This window comes from Paraburkholderia sp. J41, assembly GCF_905220235.1.
Lineage (GTDB): Bacteria > Pseudomonadota > Gammaproteobacteria > Burkholderiales > Burkholderiaceae > Paraburkholderia.
The window spans coordinates 35,713-49,886 of sequence record NZ_CAJMZE010000038.1; the positions used below are offsets into that span (position 1 = coordinate 35,713).

Below are 14,174 nucleotides of genomic sequence, written 5' to 3' on the forward strand. Positions count from 1 at the left end.
ACGTCGTTACGGCGGTTTGCGGACAAACCGGCGCGCGCCGTTGCGAGGCGCGCGCCGGTTGTTCAGGTGCGGCGTGGCCGCGAACTTACTTGTTGAGCGACTTGTTCGCTTCGGTGGCCGCCTGGTTCAACGCGTCGGCGGGCTTGGCCTTGCCAAGATAGATCGACTGCATCGCGTTGGACACGGCCTTCGCGGTGTCTTCCCAGCCCGTCACCGTCGGCGCGAAGTGCGCATGCGGCAGCAGCGCCACGAATGCCTTCGTGTCCGGGTCGTTGAACGCCGGGTCGGTAGCTTCGGCCTTGGTGGTCGGCAGGAAGCCTTCCGTGCTCGTGAATTCCACGCGCGGACCCTTCGTGAACAGGAAGTCGAGGAACTTCCAGGCACTCTTCTTCACCTTCGAGTTCTTGAACATCATGATCGAATCGGTCACGGCATACGTGGCCTGCGTCGTGCCGACCGGGATCGGGTCGATGCCGTACTTGATGTTCGGCGCTTCCTTCTTGAGCTGCTTCGCGAGGAACGGCGCGGAGATCATCATCGCCACGCGGCCTTGCTTGAAGAGGTTCTGCACGTCTTCGCGGCTATAGCCCGTCACGCCCGGCTCCGTGAGGCCCTGGTCGATCATCGACTTGTAGAGCGTGGCCGCCTTGATGCCGGCCGGCGAATTGAACGCGGCCTTGCCGTCCTTGCCCACCACGTCGCCGCCGTTGGTCCACAGCGCGTAGTAGTAGTAGACGTCCGTTTCGATTTCCTTGCCTTGCAGACCGAAGCCCGCGATGCCCTTGGCCTTGAGCTTCTTCGACGCGTCGATCACGTCGTTCCAGGTTTTCGGACCGTTAGGATAACCAATGGATGCCAGCATGTCCTTGTTGTAGTAGAGCGCGCGCGCCGAGGCGGCAATCGGCAGGCCGTAGGTCTTGCCGTTGATTTCGCCGGGCGCGAGGAACGGGCCGATGAAGCGCGCCTTGAAATTCGCGTCCATGTACGGGTCGAGCGGCTCGGCAATGTCGTCCTTCACGAAGTCGAGCAGCCAGCGCGTGCCGATGATCGCGAGGTCGGCGTTGGCGCCGCCGGAGATGTCCGTTTGCAGCTTCTGTTGCAGCGAGTCCCAGTTCACGTCTTCGATCTTGATCGTCGTGCCGGGGTTGGCGGCTTCGAACTGCTTCGCCATTTTTTCGAAGTACGGCGCGGTGGCGTCGCTGTAGTGCGCGACGGTCACGCGCACGGTGTCGGCGTGCGCCGCGGCGGTGATGCCCGCAAACGCGAGCGCGACGGCGAGTTTGCCGAGCGTGGTGGTTGCACGTGCCTGAAACGACATCTCTCTCTCCTGTGTCGATGGGACCCGGCGTCTGGCGCTTCGTCTCATCCCCTGCGGGTTGGTGGTTCTGCTGCTGGTTTTTCCTGCTTATGCCGCCGCCATTTCCTCGCTTGCCTGGCGCTGGGTTGCGTTGTTTGAAAAAATCCTACAGGATGAAAAAAACAATGTCACCTGGTAATCTCGATATTGTTTTCCGTCCCACAATTTGCCTAACATGCTGTAAAACAGGGGAAATTCATGCGGCGCAGCAGGGCGGCGGGATTCGTGTAAACCCGTATTCGCGGTATTGCGCGCCGTTCGTATGTAGGAAATTTTCAGGTTTGCCAGCTCGAACCGGCGGACCGCACGGAGAGTTCACATGAGCCGGGTTGTTCTGGTGACGGGCGCGGGCGGCGGCATTGGCCGCGCGCTCTGCAAGCGGTTTCTGGAAGCGGGCGACGCGGTGATCGCGCTCGACCGCAACGCGGCAAGCGTGGAGTCGCTCGCGGCGGAATTCGGCGCGGCGCGGCTCACGGCCATCGTTGCCGACGTCAGTAGTCAGGAATCCGTAATAAATGCGGTCGGGCAGGGCGTGGCGGCGCACGGTCCGGTCGACGTGGCCGTGGCGAACGCGGGCGGCGCGCTCGGCACCACGCTCGCGCATACCGACGCGGCGGCCTGGCGGCGCGACGTCGAACTGAACCTCAACGGCACGTACTACACGATCGAAGCCGTGCGTGCCGCGATGATCGAACGCAAGCGCGGCGCGATCGTGCTGATCGGCTCGGTGAACGGCCTCACGTCGCTGGGTCATCCCGCGTACAGCGCGGCGAAGGCGGGCCTCGTGAGCTACACGAAGGCGCTCGCGATGGAATTCGGGCCGCACGGCATTCGCGCGAACATCGTGTGCCCCGGCACCGTGAAAACGCCCGCGTGGCGCGCGCGCGTGGCGCAGCATCCGAAGATTTTCGAAGAGCTGAGCAAGTGGTATCCGCTTGGCGACGTGGCCGAGCCCGAAGATATCGCCGACGCCGTGTACTTTCTCGCCTCGCCGCAGGCGCGCGTGATTACGGGCGTGGCGTTGCCGGTGGATGCGGGTCTCATGGCGGGCAACCGGCTCATGGCGAACGAACTCACGCTCGATCCGTATTGATCGCGGCATTCGGGCGTTTCGTCGGCAGTCCGAATCAAAGCGCACATTCGAACGCAAACGCAAACGCAAACGCAAACGCAAACGCAAACGCAAACCCAGAACGCACGCACCTACGCATGAGGAAAGCATGGCAGCGGTACAACTGAACGGCATCTACAAGCGCTACGGCGACAATCAGGTCGTGCATGGCGTCGATCTCGACATCGAGGACGGCGAATTTGTCGTGCTCGTCGGGCCTTCGGGCTGCGGCAAGACCACGCTGATGCGCATGATCGCGGGCCTGGAGGACATCAGCGGCGGGGATCTCACGATTGGCGGCACGCGTGCGAATACGCTGCCGCCGCAGCAGCGCAATATTTCGATGGTGTTCCAGAGCTACGCGCTTTATCCGCATCTGTCGGTGTACGACAACATTGCGTTCGGCCCGCGCATTCGCAAGGAACGCGAGGGCGCGTTCAAGCCGCGCATCGAAGCCGCCGCGAAAATGCTCAATCTGTCGAGCTATCTCGAACGCTTGCCGCGCGCGCTCTCGGGCGGCCAGCGTCAACGGGTGGCGATGGGGCGCGCGGTGGTGCGCGAGCCGTCGCTGTTCCTCTTCGACGAACCGCTCTCCAATCTCGACGCCAAATTGCGCGTGCAGATGCGCACTGAAATCAAGGCGCTGCACCAGCGCCTGCGCAACACGGTCGTGTACGTCACGCACGACCAGATCGAGGCGATGACGATGGCCGACCGTATCGTCGTCATGAACGCGGGGCGTATCGAGCAGATCGGCCGTCCGCTCGATCTCTACGACAAGCCCGCGAATTTGTTCGTCGCGAGCTTTTTGGGTTCGCCTTCGATGAACTTCGCCGCAGGCACGGTGATGAGCGATACGCGCGGCACGGCGCTCGTGCTCGACGACGGCGTGCGCATTCCGCTGCCCGAAGGGCGTGCGCAAGCCGGTGCGCGCGTGACGCTGGGGGTGCGGCCCGAGCATGTCGAAGCGGGCGGCGACGTGCCGTTCGGTGTGGAGGTCATCGAGCCGACTGGCGCGGAAACCCACTTGTACGGGAAAATAGGCGGCTCCACATGGTGCGTCACGACGCGCGCGCGCCCGGACGTTGCCCCGGGGCAGCGCATGACGCTCGGATTGCCTCTCGCGCACCTGCATCTGTTCGATACCGAAAGCGGCAAGCGGCTCGATTGAAGCAACGGCTCGCGTCGAAGGATTGCGGGCGCCTCGTCTTTTCCACGGGAAAAACAGCTTGCCGGTCTCCAACCTGATCCATCACATCCGCAATGTCGCGGAGTCGCTGCGCCCCGCCGAGCGCAAGGTCGCGGACATGGTGCTCGCCGACATCGACTTCGCGATGCGCGCGAGCATCACGGAACTCGCGTTGCGCGCGGAAGTGTCCGAGCCGTCGGTCACGCGCTTTTGCCGCGCGGTGGGCGCGCACGGTCTGCGCGACTTCAAGATGCGGCTGGCGCAGAGCGCGGCGGGCAACGTGCCGTTCGCGCTCGCGACGGAAACCGCGGGAGACGAGGGCGGCGGCGCGAACTGGGGCGGCGTCGGCGCGTTGCTCGACAAGGTGACGGAGTCGGTCGTGCAAGGCGTGACGCACGCGCGCGCGTCCCTCGACCCGGCCGTGTTCGAAGCCGCGGTGGCGGCGCTGGGCAGCGCGCGGCGCGTGTTTTTCTTCGGCGTGGGCGCGGGTTCGGGGCTGGTCGTGCAGGACGCGGCGTTGCGTTTGCTGCGGCTCGATATTGCCGCGAGCGCATTCACGGACGCGCATTTGCAGCGTCTTTACGCGGGCTTGCTCGAACCCGGCGACGTGGCGTTCGCGATCTCGCAGTCGGGCCGCAGCGTGGAAGTGAACGAGAGCATTCAGATTGCGAAGGAACGCGGCGCGACCACCATCGCGCTCACGAGCGCGGGCTCGCGGCTCGCGTGGGTCGTCGACATTCCCTTGCTGCTGCGCGTGCCCGCCGCCGCCGACCCGCATGCACCCGCGGTCGTGCGCATCGCGCATCTTGCGGTGCTCGATGCGCTGGCGCTGGGCGTGTCGCTGGGTTTGGGGCCGCAGGCGCTCGAGAAGATGCGCGACGCGCAGGCAAGAAGCGACGGCGTGGCGGACGATGGCGCCGCACTGGACGTGCCGGAGGGCGGGCGCTGAGCGTTGCGCCGCGCTCGAACACGGCGCGCGCGCCGCTCACACGCGGCTGTTCTCGCGCATCCTCAACCGCACCGGCATTTTTTCCGGCACCATCGTGAACGCCTGCACTTCGCGAATCTCCGCGGGGTCCATCGCCAGTTCCACGCTGAACGACTTCATCAGCATCGAAAGCGCGAGCCGCATTTCCACGGTCGCGAGATGCCTGCCCGGACACACGCGCGCGCCCGCGCCAAACTGCAAATACGCGCGCACGTCATGCGCTTTTTCCGGCGCGCCTTCGCCGGCTTCGCGCTTCATCCAGCGCCACGGATCGTAGCGCTGCGGATCGGCGAAATGCCTGGGATCGAGCATCGCGGGCCGCGCGACGAAGAACATGCGCGTGCCCTTGGGCAGCGCCACGCCGTCGAGCACCACGTCTTCGAGCGGCTCGAACGAATGCACGGAAGCCACCGGCCGCAAACGCGTCGCCTCGATGCAAACCGCCTCGAAAATATCGAGGTCTTTCAGCGTCGCGTAGTCGGGGCAGACGGCGTGTGCGCTCAGCACGCGCTGCGCTTCGCCGTTCAGGTAGCGCTGCAAATCGGCGTCGGCGGCGAGATACGGCAGCGTCCACGCGATCGAATCGGCGGTCGTGTCTTCGCCCGCGAGCAGCAGCGTGAGCGCGTTCGCGCAGATTTGCTCGTCGGTGACGGGCTCGCCCGCCGCCTGCTGCATCAACATCGCTTCAAGCAGATTGCGAGGCGTGCCGGGTGTTTCGGGCGGATCGTCGCGCAGCCGTTCGCGCGCGCGTTCGAGCATCGCGCGCACGTAGCGATGCACTTCCGAGAGCGAGCGTTCGAGCGCGCGGTCGCGCGGCAGCTTCACGTAACGCCAGTACGGAACGAGCGCATTGATGCGGCCCATCACGCCCGGCAAGATGCGTTCGAGATGCTCCTGAATCACGCCATGATCGCGTTCGAGCGTGCGCGGGTCCTCGCCGAACGCCAGCGCGCTCGTCACGTCGACGGTGAAGCGCTTGAGGTCGGCGGTCATCTCCACGATCTCGCCGCGTTGCGCCGCGCGCAGCCAGCGCGTGTGCAGGCGCTGCGTGATCTCGGCGAGCGTCGGGTAGAACGCCTTCACGTTGGGAATCGAAAGTGCCTGCATCACGAGCTTGCGCTGCGGCTGCCACGCCGCGCCTTCGGCGGAAAAAAGGCCGTTGAAGCCCATTTCCGCGAACACGGCTTCGATTGGCTGATAACGCCGATACCGGTGCGGCCGTTCGCGCATGACCTGCTGGATCAGCTCGGTGTCGGTCCAGATCGTGACGGGAATGCTGCCGATCTGAAAGCGGTACGGCGTGCCCAGTTCGGCGGCCCATTGTTCGAGAATCTCGTGCAGGCGCGGCGGCGAAAGCTGGAGCAGGTTGCCGATCACGGGCAGTCCGCGCGGGCACGGCAGGTCGGCGACCTGGCGCGTCGCGGCGGCGGGGGAAACGGAGTTCATCGGCGATCCTCGGGATGTTTTGGCGCATTCGCCATGTAACCAAATCGGCGTGACAGGCGCTCGGCGGCGGCGCTCAGCGCCTGCGCGGCCGCGCCTTCGCGTGCGATGTCCAGACTGCCCGACGGCCCCATCACCGCGAGCACGAGGCAGACGCTGCCGGTGTGATCGAACACGGGCGCGGCCACGGTGCTAATGCCGGGAATCGGCTTGTCGAGCGCGGTGTCGAGCCCGAGCGCGCGGATCGTCGCGAGGCGCGCGAGGTAGTCGGACGCCGCGCCGTCTCGTCCGTTCGCGCCCGCGAGGCGCAGCGTGTCCTGCGCGAGCAGCGCGGCGCGCACGTCGTCGTCGAGCCATGCGGCCAGCACGCGGCCGATCGCGGTATTGACGAGCGACATCACCGTGCCGGGGCGCAGGCTCACGTGCAGCGGCAGCGCCGATTCTTCGAGCCGCACCACGGTCGGCCCGAGCGGGCCAGGCACCGCGAGCGCGACGCTCATTGCCGTGGCGGCGGCGAGACCGACGAGTTCCGCGTCGGCTTCGCGCACGGGCGAGAGGCGCGCGAGGCCGATCAACCCGAGTTCGAGGCTAAGCGGTCCGGCTGCGTAGCGGCCCGCCGCGTCGCGCGCGAGCAGGCCGATTTTCTGCAAGCTCACGAGATGCGGGAACGCCTTCGCGGGCGCCATGCCGGCGGCGGCGGCAAGGTCGCGCAACGGCAGCGGCGCGCCGGCCGCGACCAGCGCCGCGAGCAGTTCGCCGGTCACGTCGAGCGACTGGATGCCGCGCTGCGGCTTTTCGGCGATGCCGGCGCTATCGGCGCTATCGGTGCTTTCCGGCGCGTGGTGAGCGCTCGCTTTTGTCATGTCGATGTCGAAGGAAACGCGGCCCTGGCGATTTCGGCGGCGGCCTCGCGCAGCGCGCGCACCACCGCGCCGTGGTGACGCACGTCGATCGCGCCGCTCGCGCCGATGGCCGTGAGCGTGAGGCTCAGCTCGCGCGCGGCGCTCAACACCGGCACGCAAACGCTGCTCACGCCGGGGCTGGGTGCGTCCACGCCGCGTTCGTAGCCGCGCGCGCGGATGGCGCCGAGCGTTTCGGCGAAGGCGGCGTCCGGCGCGCCCGTTGCGTTGAGTGCGGCGGGGACGGTGGGCAGCGCGGGCACGTTCGGCGCGGCATGCGCCGTGCCGCGCCAAACCGGCTGCGCGGTCTGGTTCGCCCACATCGCCTGCAACGCCTCCGGCGCGAGGAACGCGCAGAACACGCGCCCCGTGGACGTGGCCGGCAGCGACATCACCGTGCCCACATGCAGATTCACGTGCAGCGGCAGGCTCGCATGTTCGTAGCGCACGATCGTCGGTCCCTGCGGCCCGGCGATGCACAGCGCCACGCTGCAATTGAGCGACTGCGCGAGCGCCGCCGCGCGCGGCACGGCTTCGCGCAGCGCCGGTTGTTGCGCGAGATGCAGCAAGCCGAGGCGCAGTGCGAGCGGCCCCGGTTCGTAGCGGCCGGAAAGCGCGTCGCGCTTGATGAGGCCGAGTCGCGTGAGGCTCACGAGATAGGCGTGCGCCTGGCTCGACGGAATGTCGCCGCTGGCCGCGAGGTCGCTGGGCGCGAGCGGCGTGCGCGCGTTAGCAAGCGCGCGCAGCAGCCGGCCGCCCACTTCCACGCTCTGAATGCCGCGCTGCGTGCGGCCCGGCGCGGCGGCTTCCGTCGGCGGCGCGCCAGGCGCCGGCGAAGCGGGTTGCGCTCCGGCTCGCGCTTCGGCGTGCGCTTCGGAATGTGCTTCGGCGCGGTCGTTGCGGCGTCTCATTCGCGCGTTTCTCTCGCTAAAAAAGGGTCCATGTTAGCTGAACGGCGGCGCGCCATGGCGAGCCGGATCGCCGCCGCATACGTCGCCAAGATTAACCAATGGCGATATATTTTGCTATTGACAAATAAAAATGCCGGCACGATGATGGCCCCACCCCGGCACACCATTTCATACAAACGGGGCGAGACAAACTGGCCGGCGCGCCCGCGCGTGGCCGCCTGCGTTCGCCCCGCCCGGTTTATCCGCCCCTCGATACGGAGACTCCACATGGCAAAGGCGTTCGCATCCCAGGCCGACCTCGAAGAAAAGAAGGTCACGTTCACGCAACTTTCCGATAACGCCTACGCGTACACGACCGAGGGCGATCCCAACTCGGGCGTCATCATCGGCGACGACGGCGTGCTGATCGTCGACACCACGGCCACGCCCGCCATGGCGAAGGATCTTATCGCGAAGATCCGCGGCGTCACCGACAAACCCATCAAATACGTCGTGCTCTCGCACTATCACGCGGTGCGGGTGCTGGGCGCGTCGGCGTATTTCGCGGAGGGCGCGCAGCAGATCATCGCGAGCCGCGGCACCTGGGAGATGATCGTCGAGCGCGGCGAGCAGGACATGAAGTCGGAAATCGAGCGCTTTCCGCGTCTTTTCGCGGGCGTCGAAACGGTGCCGGGCCTCACGTGGCCCACGCTCGTGTTCGAGAAGGAAATCGCGCTCTTTCTCGGCAAGCTCGAAGTGAGGATCGCGCATCTCGGCTCGGGTCACACGAAGGGCGACACGGTGGTGTGGCTGCCTTCGCAAAAGGTGCTGTTCTCCGGCGACCTGGTGGAATACGACGCGGCCTGCTATTGCGGCGACGCGCAACTGGCCGAATGGCCCGCCACGCTCGAAGCGCTGCGCGCGCTCAACGCCGAAAAGCTCGTGCCGGGACGCGGCCCCGCACTGCTCGATCCCGCGCAGGTCAACAAGGGTCTCGATTACACGAAGGACTTCGTCACGACGCTGCTCGCGCAAGGCCGCGCGGCCGTCGAGCAGAAGCTCGATCTGAAGGGCGCGATGGCGCTTACGCGCGAGGCGATGGACCCGAAGTTCGGCCATGTGTTCATCTACGAGCATTGCTTGCCGTTCGACGTGACGCGCGCGTTCGACGAGGCGAGCGGCATCTCGCACCCGCGCATCTGGACGGCGCAGCGCGACAAGGAAATGTGGGACGCGTTGCAGGACTGAGGCGGCGGTCGATCGCCGGAAGGAGACAGGAGACACCCACATGATCGACTATCAAACGTTGACCTTCGACTACGCGCGATGTCGTGAGCAAGGCGAAGGCGCGGAAAAACGCGTGTACCCGGTCGTGGTGGTCGGCGCGGGGCCCGTGGGTCTCGCCACGGCCATCGACCTTGCGCAGCAGAACGTGCCCGTCGTGCTGGTCGACGACGACTGCACGCTTTCCACCGGCTCGCGCGCCATCTGCTTTTCGAAGCGCTCGCTCGATATCTTCGACCGGCTCGGCTGCGGCGAGCGCATGGTCGAAAAAGGCGTGAGCTGGAACGTGGGCAAGGTGTATCGCAAGGACGAACTCGTCTACACGTTCAATCTGCTGCCCGAAAGCGGACATCACCGGCCGGCGTTCGTCAATCTTCAGCAGTATTACGTCGAAGGTTTTCTGCTCGAACGCGCGCAAGCGTTGCCGAACCTCGAAATCCGCTGGAAAAGCAAGGTGACGGGCCTGGCCCAATGCGATGCCTGCGCCGAAGCCGAGGCGCACGTCGCGCTCGAAATCGACACGCCCGACGGCCCGTACACGCTGCTCGCGCGCTACGTGGTGGCCGCCGACGGCTCGCGCAGCCCGCTGCGCAAGCTGCTCGGTCTCGACAGCCACGGCCGCACGTTCAAGGACCGCTTCCTGATCGCCGACGTGAGGATGGAAGCCGATTTTCCCACCGAGCGCTGGTTCTGGTTCGATCCGCCGTTTCATCCGAATCAGTCGGTGCTGCTGCATCGCCAGCCCGACAACGTGTGGCGTATCGACTTCCAGCTTGGCTGGGACGCCGACCCGGCGCTCGAAAAAACGCCCGAGCGCGTGATGCCGCGCGTGCGCGCGCTGCTCGGCCCCGACGTCGAATTCGAGCTGGAATGGGTGAGCATCTACACGTTCTCGTGCCTGCGCATGGATCGTTTCCGGCACGGCAACGTGCTGTTCGCGGGCGATTCCGCGCATCTGGTTTCGCCGTTCGGCGCGCGCGGCGCGAATAGCGGCTTTCAGGACGGCGAGAACCTCGCGTGGAAACTCGCCATGGTGCTGGCGCATCGCGCGCCGGATGCGCTGCTCGACACCTACGCGAGCGAGCGCGAATACGCCGCCGACGAAAATATCCGCAATTCCACGCGCTCGACCGACTTCATCACGCCCAAAAGCGCGGTGAGCCGCGTGTTTCGCGACGCCGTCCTGACGCTGGCGCGTGAGCATCCGTTCGCGCGCCAACTGGTGAACAGCGGGCGGCTTTCGGTGCCGGCGGTGCTGCGCGAATCGACGCTCAACACGCCCGACGCCCAGGCGTTTTCCGGCGCGATGGAGCCGGGCGCGTCGTGCGCGGACGCGCCTGTCATCGACGTATCGAAAAGCGCGCAAAACTGGCTGCTCGCGTATCTCGGCGACCGCTTCGCGTGCCTCGTGTTCGGCGGCGCGGGATCGGCGTTCGACACGGCGACGCTCGCCACGCTCGAAGCGCTGTCGCGCGCGAGCGTGCCGCTGCGTTGGGTCGTGGTGCTCGACGCCGATGCCGTCGTGCCCGCCGGTTTGCCCGCCTCGGCGGCGGTGCTGCGCGATGCCGAAGGGCTCGCCGCGCAGCGTTACGGCGCGCAGGAAGGCGCGTTCTATCTGATTCGCCCGGACCAGCACGTGTGCGCGCGTTGGCGGCGCGCGGACGCGGCGCGGGTGGAGGCGGCGCTCAAGCGGGCGCTGTGCGTGGAAGGCACGGCATAAAAAGGCAAAGGACGATCATGCTGAACACCCAACCCAATTTCACGCGTCCCGACGACTTCTACGAAGCGCTGATCGAGATGCACCGCGATCTCGACGAAGCGCAGAGCCAGTCGGCGAATGCGCAATTGATTCTGCTGCTCGCGAATCACGTTGGCGATCACGAAACGCTGCTCGAAGCGATTCGCTACGCGCGTGCCGGCACTCTCGCGCCGGCGAGCCACGGCGCGAAGCTCGCGGCTTGAAGCCTTGAAGCCTTGAAACCTTGAAGCCTTGAAGCGGCTGGCGGTGCAACGAAAGGCGGCCGGTGTGGCGCGCACCGGCCGCTTTCCCTTTTGCCGAAAGTTGATTCGGATCGCTAACTAAACTTGCATCGAAGGCACGTCCTTCATGCAGCGCAGCGCGAACATCGAACGGCTGTGCCGGATGCCCGCGATGCGATAAAGCTTCTCGCGCAGAAAGCGCTCGTAACCGGCGGTGCCGTCCACGGCCACCTTGATCCAGTAGTCGTATTCGCCGGAGACGAGATAGGCCTCCAGCACTTCGGGCAACGCGGCGAGCGCGGCGCCGAAGCGCGCGAGCGCGTCGTCCTCGTGGCGGTCGAGCGTGACTTCGAGAATCACGATATCGGCGTAACCGAGCTTCTGCTGATTCACGAGCGCCACGTAGCCGTCGATATAGCCGTCGGTTTCGAGCTGGCGCGTGCGGTTCCAGCACGCCGTGGACGACATGCCGACCTGCTCGGCGAGTTCGGCGTTCGAAAGACGCGCGTTTTTCTGGAGTGCGCCAAGGATCTTGCGGTCCTGAGCGTCGAGCGTGCGGGCGGGGCGTTCGCGGGTGGCCATCGTCGAAAAGAATTTTGTTAATCAACAAAGCATTTTATCGGAAGAACGTTCCGAATCTTGATGCCGATTGCCGGAAACAGGAAGCCTATCCCGCGCCGCGGCCGGTATATTTTCCGACATGCCTTGCATGCCCGGCACGACCTGCCCGGCCATCACGCCGGTGCGGGGCGCGCTGCCGCGGTCACGAACCGCGGCGGACCGTCAGGGCCGATTCGCCGCCACCGTGGCGGCCCCGGACGCGCCCGCGTCCGGCCGGGCAGCAACGCATGTTTCCGGCCGATTTGAAAAAAGCGACGCCAAAAGCGTCGGCAAACGGCCGCCCGCTCTCCGCGTGTTCTCCCTCTACACAATAAAAAGATGCCGCTCCAGTTGTATTGCTCGTTTCTCGCCGCCGCGCTCGTGCTGGTTTATACGCCCGGTCCCGTCAACGTGCTGACGATGAGCCAGGCGCTGCATGCGGGCTGGCGCCGCGCGTTGCCGTGCGTTTGGGGCGGCACGCTCGCCGTGCTGCTGCAACTCGCGCTCACGGCGCTGTGCCTCAATTCGTTGCTGCTCGTTAGCGAGCATTCACTTGGCGTGCTGCGCTGGCTGGGCGCGGCTTATCTCGTCTGGCTAGGTTGCAAACAGTGGCGCAGCCGGTCGCTCGCGGGCGGCGAGCCTTCGGCCGAAGAGGGCGACGGAGACCGCCGCGCGCTGTTCTGGCGCGGGTTCGCGACTTCGGGACTCAATCCCAAGACCTTGCTGTTTTTCCCGTCGTTTTTTCCGCAGTTCATGAGCGCGGACGCCGCATGGAGCGCCAACCGTCAGTATCTGCTGCTGGCGGCGACGTTTGCGCTGGTGTTCGCGGGCGGCGTGGCGTCGATGGCGCTGTTTTCGCATCGCCTGCGTCACGTGCTACAGCGGCCGAAGCGTCTGCGCGCGGTGAATCGGCTGATGGGCGGCCTGCTCGTGGGCATGGGCGCGATGATGGCGGGATTGCGCTGATTGCGCTGGCTACGCCGAAATTTGCGCGTATTTGCGATGATTTATGCGGGCTTGAGCAGATTTGCGCGGATTTCGCGTGAGTCGTGCCGATTCGCGCTACACGGGCAAAGGCGCGGATTGATGCCCGATGCGCGGATTTTTCCGACGTAGTGCGATCACGCGAGGCATTGCGCACCGCGTGACCCATCCGCGGGAAAGCGGCGCGGCGGCGCTCAGGGCGCGGTGGCGCTTGCCGGCGAGGCGGTCGCCGGTGCCGCCGACGCACCGCCCGCGTTCGTGGGAACGTTGCTCTCGCCGGGCGCCGAAGCCGCACCCGTCGCAATCGCCGACGAAGCGGCATTCGCGCCCTGAACGTTAGTGCTCACACTCGCGGGCGCGGCCGTGGGCTGCTGCGGCAGTGCGGCCGGCGCGACGCCGGTCAGCGCGGCGGCGGCGTTGGCCGTGGCGTTCGGCGCGGGCTGCGCCGTCACCATCGGCGTGGCCGGCGTCGCCACGCCGTGCAGCGCGGCGGCGCCCGTCGCGGCGGCGGCCACGGCGGCGGCGGGCGCGGCGGAACCGACAGTGGGCGCGGCGGGCTCGGCGCTCGCGGCGGTCGAAGGCGCGAGGGGCGGCGGCAACGGCGCGATCGTGATCTTGCCGACGTTCGGCACCGGTTCGCTGCGCGCCACCGTGCTCAAATAGCGCCCGACCAGCTCGAAGAAGCGCGTGTAGAACGAGCCGGATTGAATCGTTTCGCTCGAAATCTTCACCATTTCGTCGCTATTCGAGCGAATCGGCAGCGAAACCGACCCCAAAATCGACAGCCCGACGCTCGCCGAAGTGTCGCTTTTCTTCAGCGCATAGCCGTTCTGGATGGCGTTCACGTACACCATGCTCGAATTCGTCGCGTCGCCGGCCGTACACACCACGTGAACCTCCACGACGATGTGCTGATCGACCGTCGGCTGGAAGTTCTTGTTGGCGTCGACGGTGTCGCCGTGCGTCATCGTCGTCATGTAGCCCTGGCTCAGCAGTGCGCGGCGCGAGGACTCGCAGGCGTCCGCGCTCGAGTACGGAAAGCTGCGCGAGAACTGGTTCGGGCCGTTGCTCAGGAGCTGATCCTCCTGGAACTTGGGCTTGGCCGACGAGCATGCGGCCAGCGCCACGGCGAAGGCGGCGACGGCGGCAAAACGAAACGGAGCGGGCAAGAGCGGAATAACCTTTGAAATACGGGACATGTTCGGGCAGGCAAGACGGCAATGCATCGGACGGCATGCATTGTAGTTTGATTCCGTGTCGCGCGACCGAACGCTCGTTTTTTCGAGTTATTTCAAAAGCTTCCGGAGGGCGGCGCCGCGCGGGAGCCGCGTTTATCGAGATTAGCCCCGCGCCCGGTCGCGGTGTGTAAACCGCTACGGCGCGAAGGGAATTGCGTGGCGATTCGACACAATCCGCGAAAAAAAAACGGCCGCCTGAAGCGGCGGCCGC

At 66.2% G+C, this 14,174-nt stretch carries 14 protein-coding genes; 7 read left to right on the top strand and 7 right to left on the bottom strand.

Annotation, left to right across the window (positions count from 1 at the left end; translation table 11 throughout):
* Positions 1-85: 85 nt before the first annotated feature.
* Entirely contained in the window at positions 86-1,318 is a 1,233-nt protein-coding gene (locus tag U5805_RS27240) for a sugar ABC transporter substrate-binding protein (protein WP_322106614.1), read from the bottom strand.
* Positions 1,319-1,676: 358 nt separating this feature from the next.
* Between U5805_RS27240 and U5805_RS27245 the strand changes: the two genes are divergently transcribed.
* The 3 genes from U5805_RS27245 to U5805_RS27255 all read left to right on the top strand — a co-directional run bounded on the left by U5805_RS27245 (position 1,677) and on the right by U5805_RS27255 (position 4,606).
* Positions 1,677-2,450 carry an SDR family oxidoreductase gene (locus U5805_RS27245; RefSeq protein WP_322106615.1) on the top strand — a complete coding sequence of 258 codons (774 nt, stop codon included), beginning with the start codon at positions 1,677-1,679 and terminating at the stop codon, positions 2,448-2,450.
* Positions 2,451-2,577: 127 nt separating this feature from the next.
* The gene (locus tag U5805_RS27250) at positions 2,578-3,639 is read left to right on the top strand and encodes a sn-glycerol-3-phosphate ABC transporter ATP-binding protein UgpC (protein ID WP_322106616.1); all 1,062 of its coding nucleotides are present in this window, start codon (positions 2,578-2,580) and stop codon (positions 3,637-3,639) included.
* Positions 3,640-3,697: 58 nt separating this feature from the next.
* The gene (locus U5805_RS27255; RefSeq protein ID WP_322106617.1) at positions 3,698-4,606 is read left to right on the top strand and encodes a MurR/RpiR family transcriptional regulator; all 909 of its coding nucleotides are present in this window, start codon (positions 3,698-3,700) and stop codon (positions 4,604-4,606) included.
* A 36-nt stretch (positions 4,607-4,642) separates the two neighbouring features.
* Here U5805_RS27255 and U5805_RS27260 read toward each other — a convergent pair whose 3' ends face one another.
* The 4 genes from U5805_RS27260 to U5805_RS27275 are packed head-to-tail and all read right to left on the bottom strand — an operon-like array spanning position 4,643 to position 8,167.
* Entirely contained in the window at positions 4,643-6,091 is a 1,449-nt protein-coding gene (locus U5805_RS27260) for a cytochrome P450 (protein WP_322106618.1), read from the bottom strand.
* On the bottom strand, positions 6,088-6,951 hold the full coding sequence (locus U5805_RS27265) for an IclR family transcriptional regulator (RefSeq protein WP_322106619.1): 864 nt from the start codon (positions 6,949-6,951) through the stop codon (positions 6,088-6,090). The genes U5805_RS27260 and U5805_RS27265 overlap by 4 nt, the downstream gene beginning before the upstream one ends.
* Positions 6,948-7,898: an IclR family transcriptional regulator gene (locus U5805_RS27270; RefSeq protein WP_322106620.1), complete on the bottom strand. Its 951-nt coding sequence runs from the start codon at positions 7,896-7,898 to the stop codon at positions 6,948-6,950. Before U5805_RS27270 ends, U5805_RS27265 begins: the two co-directional genes overlap by 4 nt.
* Entirely contained in the window at positions 7,895-8,167 is a 273-nt protein-coding gene (locus tag U5805_RS27275) for a hypothetical protein (RefSeq protein ID WP_322106621.1), read from the bottom strand. Before U5805_RS27275 ends, U5805_RS27270 begins: the two co-directional genes overlap by 4 nt.
* On the opposite strand from U5805_RS27275, the gene U5805_RS27280 reads away from it, so the two are divergent.
* Genes U5805_RS27280 through U5805_RS27290 form a run of 3 tightly spaced genes read left to right on the top strand, consistent with a single transcriptional unit; the run spans position 8,166 to position 11,123 of the window.
* Positions 8,166-9,125 carry an MBL fold metallo-hydrolase gene (locus U5805_RS27280; RefSeq protein WP_322106622.1) on the top strand — a complete coding sequence of 320 codons (960 nt, stop codon included), beginning with the start codon at positions 8,166-8,168 and terminating at the stop codon, positions 9,123-9,125. The two genes, U5805_RS27275 and U5805_RS27280, sit on opposite strands and share 2 nt — an antisense overlap.
* A 40-nt stretch (positions 9,126-9,165) precedes the next feature.
* On the top strand, positions 9,166-10,881 hold the full coding sequence (locus U5805_RS27285) for an FAD-dependent oxidoreductase (protein ID WP_322106623.1): 1,716 nt from the start codon (positions 9,166-9,168) through the stop codon (positions 10,879-10,881).
* 17 nt (positions 10,882-10,898) lie between these two features.
* A complete protein-coding gene (locus tag U5805_RS27290) occupies positions 10,899-11,123 on the top strand; it encodes a DUF2783 domain-containing protein (RefSeq protein WP_415914676.1) in 225 nt (74 codons plus the stop codon).
* A 117-nt stretch (positions 11,124-11,240) separates the two neighbouring features.
* On the opposite strand, the gene U5805_RS27295 is transcribed toward U5805_RS27290, so the two are convergent.
* Entirely contained in the window at positions 11,241-11,723 is a 483-nt protein-coding gene (locus U5805_RS27295) for an Lrp/AsnC family transcriptional regulator (protein WP_322106624.1), read from the bottom strand.
* Positions 11,724-12,080: 357 nt separating this feature from the next.
* On the opposite strand from U5805_RS27295, the gene U5805_RS27300 reads away from it, so the two are divergent.
* Entirely contained in the window at positions 12,081-12,707 is a 627-nt protein-coding gene (locus U5805_RS27300) for a LysE family translocator (protein ID WP_322106625.1), read from the top strand.
* Positions 12,708-12,919: 212 nt separating this feature from the next.
* Here U5805_RS27300 and U5805_RS27305 read toward each other — a convergent pair whose 3' ends face one another.
* On the bottom strand, positions 12,920-13,894 hold the full coding sequence (locus tag U5805_RS27305; RefSeq protein ID WP_322106626.1) for a DUF2242 domain-containing protein: 975 nt from the start codon (positions 13,892-13,894) through the stop codon (positions 12,920-12,922).
* Between the last annotated feature and the right edge of the window lie 280 nt (positions 13,895-14,174).

What these genes read in the sequence shown, in the direction of transcription:
- U5805_RS27270 (WP_322106620.1), bottom strand. Translation starts at nt 7,898, where the DNA reads ATGAGACGCCGCAACGACCGCGCCGAAGCACATTCCGAAGCGCACGCC.
- U5805_RS27280 (WP_322106622.1), top strand. Translation starts at nt 8,166, where the DNA reads ATGGCAAAGGCGTTCGCATCCCAGGCCGACCTCGAAGAAAAGAAGGTC.
- U5805_RS27260 (WP_322106618.1), bottom strand. Translation starts at nt 6,091, where the DNA reads ATGAACTCCGTTTCCCCCGCCGCCGCGACGCGCCAGGTCGCCGACCTG.
- U5805_RS27285 (WP_322106623.1), top strand. Translation starts at nt 9,166, where the DNA reads ATGATCGACTATCAAACGTTGACCTTCGACTACGCGCGATGTCGTGAG.
- U5805_RS27300 (WP_322106625.1), top strand. Translation starts at nt 12,081, where the DNA reads ATGCCGCTCCAGTTGTATTGCTCGTTTCTCGCCGCCGCGCTCGTGCTG.
- U5805_RS27245 (WP_322106615.1), top strand. Translation starts at nt 1,677, where the DNA reads ATGAGCCGGGTTGTTCTGGTGACGGGCGCGGGCGGCGGCATTGGCCGC.
- U5805_RS27240 (WP_322106614.1), bottom strand. Translation starts at nt 1,318, where the DNA reads ATGTCGTTTCAGGCACGTGCAACCACCACGCTCGGCAAACTCGCCGTC.
- U5805_RS27250 (WP_322106616.1), top strand. Translation starts at nt 2,578, where the DNA reads ATGGCAGCGGTACAACTGAACGGCATCTACAAGCGCTACGGCGACAAT.
- U5805_RS27265 (WP_322106619.1), bottom strand. Translation starts at nt 6,951, where the DNA reads ATGACAAAAGCGAGCGCTCACCACGCGCCGGAAAGCACCGATAGCGCC.
- U5805_RS27290 (WP_415914676.1), top strand. Translation starts at nt 10,899, where the DNA reads ATGCTGAACACCCAACCCAATTTCACGCGTCCCGACGACTTCTACGAA.
- U5805_RS27295 (WP_322106624.1), bottom strand. Translation starts at nt 11,723, where the DNA reads ATGGCCACCCGCGAACGCCCCGCCCGCACGCTCGACGCTCAGGACCGC.
- U5805_RS27275 (WP_322106621.1), bottom strand. Translation starts at nt 8,167, where the DNA reads ATGTGGAGTCTCCGTATCGAGGGGCGGATAAACCGGGCGGGGCGAACG.